Annotated in this window: 7 protein-coding genes and 1 pseudogene; 5 read left to right on the top strand and 3 right to left on the bottom strand. The window is 67.6% G+C overall.

What is annotated here, in order from left to right:
* The 4 genes and pseudogenes from VIR62_RS12660 to VIR62_RS12645 all read left to right on the top strand — a co-directional run.
* A pseudogene (locus VIR62_RS12660) lies at positions 1-244 on the top strand (cell division ATP-binding protein FtsE); the annotation flags it as partial.
* On the top strand, positions 241-1,137 hold the full coding sequence (locus VIR62_RS12655) for a cell division protein FtsX (protein ID WP_431871804.1): 897 nt from the start codon (positions 241-243) through the stop codon (positions 1,135-1,137). The pseudogene VIR62_RS12660 and the gene VIR62_RS12655, both read left to right, overlap by 4 nt.
* Positions 1,134-1,664: a YdcF family protein gene (locus tag VIR62_RS12650; protein ID WP_431871803.1), complete on the top strand. Its 531-nt coding sequence runs from the start codon at positions 1,134-1,136 to the stop codon at positions 1,662-1,664. Before VIR62_RS12655 ends, VIR62_RS12650 begins: the two co-directional genes overlap by 4 nt.
* Complete coding sequence (locus tag VIR62_RS12645; protein WP_431871801.1) at positions 1,664-2,356, top strand: lysophospholipid acyltransferase family protein; 693 nt, start codon at positions 1,664-1,666, stop codon at positions 2,354-2,356. Before VIR62_RS12650 ends, VIR62_RS12645 begins: the two co-directional genes overlap by 1 nt.
* Here VIR62_RS12645 and pheT read toward each other — a convergent pair.
* The gene (gene pheT, locus VIR62_RS12640; RefSeq protein WP_431871800.1) at positions 2,353-4,728 is read right to left on the bottom strand and encodes a phenylalanine--tRNA ligase subunit beta; all 2,376 of its coding nucleotides are present in this window, start codon (positions 4,726-4,728) and stop codon (positions 2,353-2,355) included. The genes VIR62_RS12645 and pheT overlap by 4 nt on opposite strands.
* On the bottom strand, positions 4,725-5,789 hold the full coding sequence (gene pheS, locus VIR62_RS12635; RefSeq protein ID WP_431871805.1) for a phenylalanine--tRNA ligase subunit alpha: 1,065 nt from the start codon (positions 5,787-5,789) through the stop codon (positions 4,725-4,727). The genes pheT and pheS overlap by 4 nt, the downstream gene beginning before the upstream one ends.
* Positions 5,790-5,831: 42 nt before the next feature.
* Between pheS and VIR62_RS12630 the strand changes: the two genes are divergently transcribed.
* Positions 5,832-6,854: a DUF5996 family protein gene (locus VIR62_RS12630; protein WP_431871798.1), complete on the top strand. Its 1,023-nt coding sequence runs from the start codon at positions 5,832-5,834 to the stop codon at positions 6,852-6,854.
* Here the strand turns inward: VIR62_RS12630 and VIR62_RS12625 are convergent.
* Positions 6,833-8,239, bottom strand: coding sequence for a helix-turn-helix domain-containing protein (locus tag VIR62_RS12625; RefSeq protein ID WP_431871797.1), 1,407 nt, complete (start codon positions 8,237-8,239; stop codon positions 6,833-6,835). The genes VIR62_RS12630 and VIR62_RS12625 overlap by 22 nt on opposite strands.
* Between the last annotated feature and the right edge of the window lie 22 nt (positions 8,240-8,261).

The raw sequence follows: 8,261 nt of genomic DNA, 5'->3' as shown, positions 1-8,261 counted from the left end.
CATCGCCCGGCCCGAGCTGCTGGTCGCGGACGAGCCGACCGGCAACGTGGATCCGGACATGGCGGCGCGGCTGCTTCACCTGTTCGACGCGCTCAACAAGCTCGGCACGACCGTGGTCGTCGCGACCCACGACGTGCACCTCATTTCCCGCGTCGGTCGCGCCGACATATTGCGCCTCGACCGCGGCCAGATCGCCGACCCGACCGGGGCGCTGCGCCATCCGCCGCGGGCGGCGGACGCATGAAGGCCGGCGTCCGCAAGTTCGGCACGGCCGATCGCCGCCTGCTCCCGGAGGGCCGGCTTTCGGGGCCGATGCCCTGGGTGATCGCGATCATGATGTTCCTGACGGTCCTCGCCGCCGCGACCGGCCTGGGCCTTCGCCATGCCGCCGAGAGCCTCGGTGAAAATGCCGGCAGCCGCGCCACCATCCAGATCGTCGAAGCCAATCCCGACCGGCGCGAGGCGGAGGCGGTCCGCGCCCTCGGCCTGCTGGAAGACTTCCCCGGTATCCAGACGGCGCGGCGGATCAGCACGGGGGAGATGGAGACCCTGCTCGAACCCTGGCTCGGCGAGGGAGGGCTGGAGGCCGACCTGCCGATTCCCGTGATGATCGACGTCGCGCTCCAGCCCGGGGCTTACGACCGCCTCGACGCGCTGCGCGCTGCGATCGAAGAGGTCGCGCCGTCGGCCCGCGTCGACAATAATGCCCAGTGGCTGGCGCCGCTCGCCCGGCTGATCGATGCGCTGAAGTTGCTGGCCGCGGGGCTCGTCCTTTTGATGGTGGGCGCCCTGGCGGCGACCGTCGTCCTGGCTGCGCGGGCGGCGCTGGACACGCACCGCGACACGATCGAGGTCCTCCACCTGATGGGCGCGACGGATGTTCAGGTCGCGCGGCTCTTCCAGCGGCGGATCGCGCTCGATGCGTTGTTCGGCGGGCTGGTCGGCCTGGCGGCGGCGGCACTGGTGCTGCTGGCCATCGGCCGGCGCGTGGGGGCGATCGGATCAGAGTTGCTCGGCTCGGCCGGACTTCCCATTCTCAGCTGGCTGATCCTCGCCGCCTTGCCCGTGGCGGGGGTTTTTCTGGCCATGCTGGTTGCGCGCACCACGATATTGCGGGCATTGGGCCGGCTCCTATGATCAGCCGCCTCGTCTCAGCCGCCATCCTCCTTTATCTCCTCGGCTATGCGCTGTTCGTGGTGCTGCTGCCCCGTCCGGCGGACGACCGCCAGACCGACGCCATCGTCGTCCTCACCGGCGGACCCAAGCGGATCGAGCGCGGGCTCGACCTGCTGGAGCGCGGCCGGGCGAAGCGGATGCTGATCTCCGGGGTGGCGCGGACGGTGCGACCGGTCGAGCTGGCGGCCGAATATGAGGCGGATCAGGCGCTGTTCGAGTGCTGCATCGATCTGGGAAGAGAGTCGGTCGACACGCGCTCCAACGCGATCGAAACCGCGCGCTGGCTCGACAAGCGCGAGTTCAAGACGGTGCGGCTGGTGACGACCGACTGGCACATGCCGCGCGCAGGGTTCGAGCTTTCGCGGCAGGTGTCTGAGGATGTCGAGCTGATCGGCGACGCGGTCGAAAGCAGCCCCAGCTTCCGCCAGCTTTTCACCGAATATAACAAATATCTGCTGCGCCACGCGGCCGTTTTTCTCGGGATCTGATGAACACTTTGCGTACATTGCTGTTCGCGCTGTTTTTTTATCCCGGCACGGCGGGGGCGGTGTTCCTCGCCTTTCCCGCCGCGCTCGTGGGGCGGGAGGCGGTCATCCGGGTCACGCATGGCTGGGCGCGCTGGCACCGCTGGTGCGCCGCCTGGTTTCTCGGCGTTCGCTCGCGGGTCGAGGGGAGCCCGCCGCGCGGCGGCGCCATCGTCGCCGCCAAGCACCAGTCGATGTTCGAGACGATCGAGATGCTGCTTTTGCTCGACCGTCCGGCGATCGTGATGAAGCGCGAGCTTGCCGATATTCCCGGCTGGGGCTGGGTGGCGCGCCGCTACGGCATCATCCCCGTCGACCGGAAGGGCGGTGCCGCAGCGCTGCGGCGAATGCTGAGAGCCGCCCAGGTCGCGATCGCGGAAGGAAGGCCGATCATGATCTTTCCGGAAGGCACACGGGTCGCGCCAGGAGAGCGGCCGCCGCTGCAGCCCGGCTTCGCCGGTCTCTACCGATCGCTGGGTCTGCCCGTCGTTCCGGTGGCGCTCGACAGCGGCCGCATCTGGCCCCGGCACAGTTTCGTCAAGCAGCCTGGAATCGTCACCGTCCGCTTCGAGGAAACACTGCCTCCCGGCCTTCCGCGCGCGGAGGTCGAGGCGGCCGTGCACAAGGCGATCAACGCGCTTGAGTACGGACCCTAGTCGCGGAGGCGCGCGCCCATCTTCTCCGCCGCGGCGACGATCCGGGAGGAGATGGCTTCCAGCTCCTCGTGACTGAAGCTCTTGTCGCCCGGCTGGAGCACGACCTCGACCGCCACCGACTTCCGCCCCTCAGGCACGCCCTGGCCGGTGAAGACGTCGAACAGGCTGACACCCGCAATGACCTGCTTGTCGGCGCCTCGCACGGCGCGGAGCAGGGTGTCGGCTCGCGCTTCGGTGGGGAGCAGGAAGGCGAAGTCGCGTTTCACCGCCTGAAGCGGCGGCGGCGCATAGGCGGCGCGCATGTGGCCGATGCCGCTCCGCTTTAGCGGGATGAAGTCGAGATAGATTTCGGCGGCGACGACCGGAACGCCCAGATCGAATGCCTTGAGGGTGGCCGGATGAAGCTCGCCGAATTCCGCGAGGGCGTTCCTGGGGCCGAGGCAAAGCCGGGCCGAGCGCCCGGGATGATAGACGGCGGTCCCGTCCAGCGCCTGGAGGTTGTCGACCGGCGCGCCGGCGGCGGCGAGGAGGGCCATGGCCTCGGCCTTGGCGTCATAGGCGCTAAACGCTTCCGCCTTGCCCGTGCTCCAGTGGCGCGCTCGGCGGTCGCCGGCGAGGACGAGACCGATCGTCGGATGCTCCCGGTCGCCAAGGTAGCGGCGTCCGACCTCGAACAGGCGCACGCTCTGTGCGCCGCGATCGATGTTGCGGCGAGCGGCGGCGAGCAGGCCGGGCAGGAGCGAAGGCCGCATCGCCTTCATTTCCTCGCTGATCGGATTGTCGAGGATCCAGGCGCTGCCGCCGAACGGCTCCGCCTCCGCCTCGCTGACGAAGCTCCAGGTCACCGCTTCGTTGAGCCCGCGCTCGGCGGCGGCACGGCGGACGCGGCGCTCGACGAGCTGTTCGGGCGTGGCCGTGGGTTTGGCGACGCCCGGCGCGCGCGGCAGCGGCGTCGACGGCACCTTGTCGATACCTTCGATGCGGATGACCTCCTCGACGATGTCGGCCGAGCCGATGACGTCACGACGCCAGGACGGCACGTCGATCTTCCAGGGATCGCCGTGCTCGAACTCGAATCCGAGGCTGAGCAGGATGTCCTTCTGCCGCTCCTCGGGCACGTCGAGGCCGCCCAGCTCGGCGCAGCGTTGGGGACGATATTCGACGATCCGCTGCTCGGCCGGCGGCGATCCGGCGCGAATAATCTCGGAGGGCTCGCCGCCGACAAGATCGAGCGCCCTTTCCGTTGCCAGTTGCAGGCCCACCTCCAGGAAAGTGGGATCGACACCGCGCTCGAAGCGGGTGCGCGCGTCCGACGTGAGCGCCAGCTTCTGACCCGTGCGGGCAATGCCCTCCGGGTCGAAATAGGCGCATTCGATGACGACGTCGGTGGTTTCCTCGGTGGCGCCGGTATCCTCGCCGCCCATGATACCGCCGATGTCGTGGACGCCGGCGTCGTCGGCGATGACGGTCATCGAGCTATCGAGCGCATAGGTCTTGCCGTTGAGCGCCAGCATGGTTTCGCCGTCCTTCGCCTTGCGGGCGACGATCGCGCCCTCAAGCTTAGCGAGGTCATAGACGTGCAGGGGCCGTCCGTAGCTCAGCATGATGTAGTTGGTCATATCGACCAGCGCGCTGATTGGACGCTGGCCGACAGCCTTCAGCCGCTGTTGGAGCCAGTCGGGCGACGGGCCATTCTTCACGCCTCGGATGACCCGGCCGTAGAAAGCGGGGCAACCTTCCGGATCGTCGGTGCGGATCTCGATCGGGCAGGGGAAGGCTCCGGCGATCTCCTTGACGTTGACGGCCTTCAAGGTCCCGAGGCCGGCGGCGGCGAGGTCGCGGGCAATGCCGTGGACGCCCATGCAATCCTGGCGGTTGGGGGTGACGGCGACATCGATCACCGGGTCGTCGAGCCCGCGCCATTGGGCGAAGCCGGCTCCGACCGGCGCATCGGCGGGCAGCTCGATGATGCCGTCATGCTCCTCGCCCAGCTCCAGCTCGCGCACGGAGCACATCATGCCCCGGCTCTCGACGCCTCGGATAGCGGCGACCTTGAGGGTGAGATCGCTGCCCGGAACATAGGCGCCGGGGCCGCCGAACACGCCTTTCAGGCCCGCTCGCGCATTGGGAGCGCCGCAGACGACCTGAACCGGCTCGCCGTCCCCGGTATTCACGGTTAGGACTTGCAGCTTGTCTGCCTGCGGATGTGGTTCGGCGGTCAGCACCTCGGCGACGACGAAGGGTGCCAGCTTTTCGGCCGGATTCTCCACGCCCTCGACCTCCAGGCCGATGCAAGTCAGCATGTCGACGATCGCCTCCAAGCTCGCATCGGTCTCCAGATGCTCCTTCAGCCAGCTCAATGTGAACTTCATGCGCCCACTCCCCCGCTCAACGTGGGCACGTCGAGGCTCGAAAAGCCATAATGGCGGAGCCAGCGCAGGTCGCCGTCGAAGAAGGCACGAAGGTCGTCCATGCCGTATTTCAGCATGGCGAGCCGATCGATGCCGGAGCCGAAGGCGAACCCCTGCCATTCGTTGGGATCGAGCCCGCAGGCTTCGAGCACGCGCGGGTGGACCATGCCGGAGCCGAGGACCTCCATCCAGCCGTCGGAGCCGCCGACCACGCGGCGCCCGTTCTCGATCGTGTAGCCGACATCGACCTCGGCCGACGGCTCGGTGAAGGGGAAATAACTCGGACGCAGGCGGAGCACGATATCGTCGCGCTCGAAGAACGCCTTCAAGAAGGTTTCCAGCGTCCATTTGAGATGACCGAGATGAATGCCGCGGTCGATCACCAGGCCCTCCACCTGGTGGAACATCGGCGTGTGCGTCGCGTCGCTGTCGGAACGGTAGGTCCGGCCCGGCGCGATGATGCGCAGCGGCGGCTTTTGCGCCTGCATCGCCCGGATCTGCACCGGCGAGGTGTGCGTTCGGAGCAGCATCCGCTTGCCGTCCCCGTCCTTGTCGGCGCCGAAGTAGAAAGTGTCGTGCATCGCCCGCGCCGGGTGGCTTTCGGGAATGTTGAGCGCGGTGAAATTGTGCCAGTCGTCCTCGATTTCCGGCCCGGTCGCGACCGAGAAGCCGAGGTCGGCGAAGATTTCCGCCAGCTCGTCCATCACCTGGCTGACCGGATGGATGCTGCCCTGCTCGCCGGCAGAGACCGGCAGGCTCATATCGAGCGTCTCGGTGGCGAGCTTTCGGTCCAGCTCGGCCGTCTCCAGCGCCGACTTGCGCGCCGCGATCGCCTCCGTGACCGTTTCGCGCAATGAGTGGATGCGCGGCCCTTCAACCTGCCGCTCTTCCGGGGTCATCCCGCCCAGCGTCTTGAGGAGGCCCGTGATCGCCCCCTGCTTGCCGAGCGCCGCCACACGCTCCAATTCGAGGCTCTGCAGATCCCGAGCGGCCTCGATTCGAGCGACCCATTCGCCGGTCATGGTTTCGACGTCTGACATGCGCCGCCCTTAGAGGAGATTCCCGTGGCAAGGGAACCCCCGCCGCTGCCCCTGCGTCTCGGTCGGGAAGGTGAGGAGGCGAGCATGGTCCACCGATCGCAGGATTGGCCCGAACTTGGCGAGGAACGGGACGGGGCGACGATCGCCGCCCTCCACCTCTTTTCACAAGTCGCCGGCAAGGTCCCGACCGCCCTGCTCCCCTGGCGCAACCATGGTTGGCACCTGACGTTCCACATCTGCCCCGAGGGCTTTCGCACCGAGCCGATTCACGCCCATGCCGGGACGTTCGAGCTGGGTTTCGATCTCATCCGCCATCGTTTCACGATCGACGGTTCCGACGGTCATCATGGCAACTTCGCACTGGAGTCCATGTCGGTCGCCCGTTTTCACCAGCAGGCGCTGAGCCTGATCGCCGAGGCGGGACACCCTGTCCGCATTCACGGCGCGCCCAACGAGGTCGATCCGGGGATTCCCTTCAAAGCCGACACCGAGCCCCGCGCCTACGACCGCGACAGCGCCGACCGGCTGCGGCGGGCGTTATTATCCGCCGACCGGGTGCTGCGGCTGTTCCGTTCGGGCTTCCTCGGCAAGGTGAGCCCGGTCCATTTCTTCTGGGGCAGCTTCGATCTTGCCGTCACGCGCTTCTCCGGCCGGCCGGCGCCGCTTCACCCCGGCGGTGTTCCGAACCTCCCCGATGCGGTCACGCGCGAAGCCTACAGTCATGAAGTGTCGAGCGCCGGTTTTTGGCCGGGTGGCGCGAGCGGCGGGTCGCCGTTCTTCTATTCTTACGCCTACCCGTCGCCCGATGGCTTTTCCAAAGTGGCCGTCGCCCCCGACGATGCGCGCTATGACGAGAAGCTGGGCGAGTTCGTCCTTCCCTACGACGCCGTCCGCCAGAGTGCCGGTCCGGATGCGACGCTGCTCGCCTTCTTCGAAAGCAGCTACGCCGCCGCTGCGGAACTCGGCGGTTGGGACAGGATCGAGCTGGAGTGCGAGCGCGGCCGGCCCGGCATCCCCCGCGCGGTTCAGCCGCCGAGGAAGGGATAAGGCGAGATCGTCTTCTGCATCTCGCTGACCGCCAGCTTCCTCCCGGCCGGGGCGGCGGCGCGCTGGGGACAGCGAACGCGCGGACAGATGCTGCAGGCGGGACCGATCGGCGTCACATAGGGATCGGCAAGGTTGAGACCGTCGGAATAGGCGATCTTCGACGCATATTGGAGGTCGCAGCCAAGGCCGACGGCGAGCTGGGTCGATTCGCGCGGGTCGAGCCGCACGGCGCGGTCCACCGTGCGGCTGATCGTGAAGAATCGCTGGCTATCCGGCGTCTCCACCACCTGCGTCGCGACGCGGCCCGGCGTCTGGAAGGCGGCGTGGAGGTTCCATCGGGGGCAAGTGCCGCCGAAGCGGGAGAAGGGAAAGCTTTCGCCGGCGAAGCGCTTAGAAATGTTTCCGGCGGCGTCGACCCGCAGCATGAAGAAGGGAATGCCGCGCGCGCCGCTACGCCCCAAGGTGGTGAGGCGGTGCGCTACCTGTTCGACGCTGGCGCCGAACTCGGCACAGAGCCGGTCGACCTCGTAGCGGTATCGCTCCGCCGCCGCCAGGAAAGGTGCGTAGGGCATGATGATCGCTCCTGCCGCATAGTTGGCGAGGCTTATGTGGAGGAGGGCTCGGGTCGGCGGGTCCGGCGGCGCTGCGCTCTCCAGCATCCTGGCGAGCAGCGGCCGGAACTCGAACAACGCGACCTGATAGGCCAGGCCGAAGGTCCGGCTCTCCGGCCGCAGCAACGCCGACAGCATCAGCCGCTTTCGGTGATAGTCATAATGCTGGCTCGCGGCGTCGAGCAGTTCGGCCGGCATGATGCGAGTATCGACCCCGAAGCCTTCGTGAAGGCGCCGCCGGAGGCTGGCGAACATCTCGGCCGGACCGCCGAGCGCGCCCGCCAGCGTTTCCGCCGCTTCCTCCAGATAGGGGAAATAGTTGCGCTGCAGCTGGATATAGTCGCGCACCCAGATTTCGGGAGTGAGGCGCGCTTCATACTCCGCCTCGCCGCCCTCGGGCGCCTGTCGTCGCTGCGCCAGGGCCGCATAGAGGCGCGATATGGCGTCCGCGACGGAGGGAGCGTTGTGGGCGAGTTCCAGCAGCTCGTAGCGAGGAATGCCGATGTCGGCAAACAGCGGGTCGGCGAAGATCTCGGCCAGCTCTTCGAGGCTCGTGACCTCGCTGTCGGCGGTGAAGCCCTTGAGGTCGATGTCATAGGCCTGGGCCAGCTTCAGCAGCACGGCGGCGGTTATCGGCCTTTGATTGCGCTCCAGATGATTGAGGTAGCTGGGGCTGATCGAAAGTTCGGACGCCATCGCGCTCTGGTTGAGCCCCAACTCGCGCCGAAGCCTCCGAAGCCTTGCGCCCAGATAGAGTTTGCCCTGCGCCGCCACGGCAGAACATTGTCAAAGATTC

It is taken from the genome of Allosphingosinicella sp., from assembly GCF_036570505.1.
In the GTDB taxonomy this organism is placed as follows: Bacteria; Pseudomonadota; Alphaproteobacteria; order Sphingomonadales; family Sphingomonadaceae; genus Allosphingosinicella.
Note: the sequence above shows the minus strand (reverse complement) of the source record. Positions and strands in the feature narration are given on the sequence as shown.

Bases quoted from the DNA above. Each gene is read 5' to 3' on its own strand.
- pheT (WP_431871800.1), bottom strand. From the start codon at position 4,728: ATGAAGTTCACATTGAGCTGGCTGAAGGAGCATCTGGAGACCGATGCG.
- VIR62_RS12655 (WP_431871804.1), top strand. From the start codon at position 241: ATGAAGGCCGGCGTCCGCAAGTTCGGCACGGCCGATCGCCGCCTGCTC.
- VIR62_RS12645 (WP_431871801.1), top strand. From the start codon at position 1,664: ATGAACACTTTGCGTACATTGCTGTTCGCGCTGTTTTTTTATCCCGGC.
- pheS (WP_431871805.1), bottom strand. From the start codon at position 5,789: ATGACCGGCGAATGGGTCGCTCGAATCGAGGCCGCTCGGGATCTGCAG.
- VIR62_RS12650 (WP_431871803.1), top strand. From the start codon at position 1,134: ATGATCAGCCGCCTCGTCTCAGCCGCCATCCTCCTTTATCTCCTCGGC.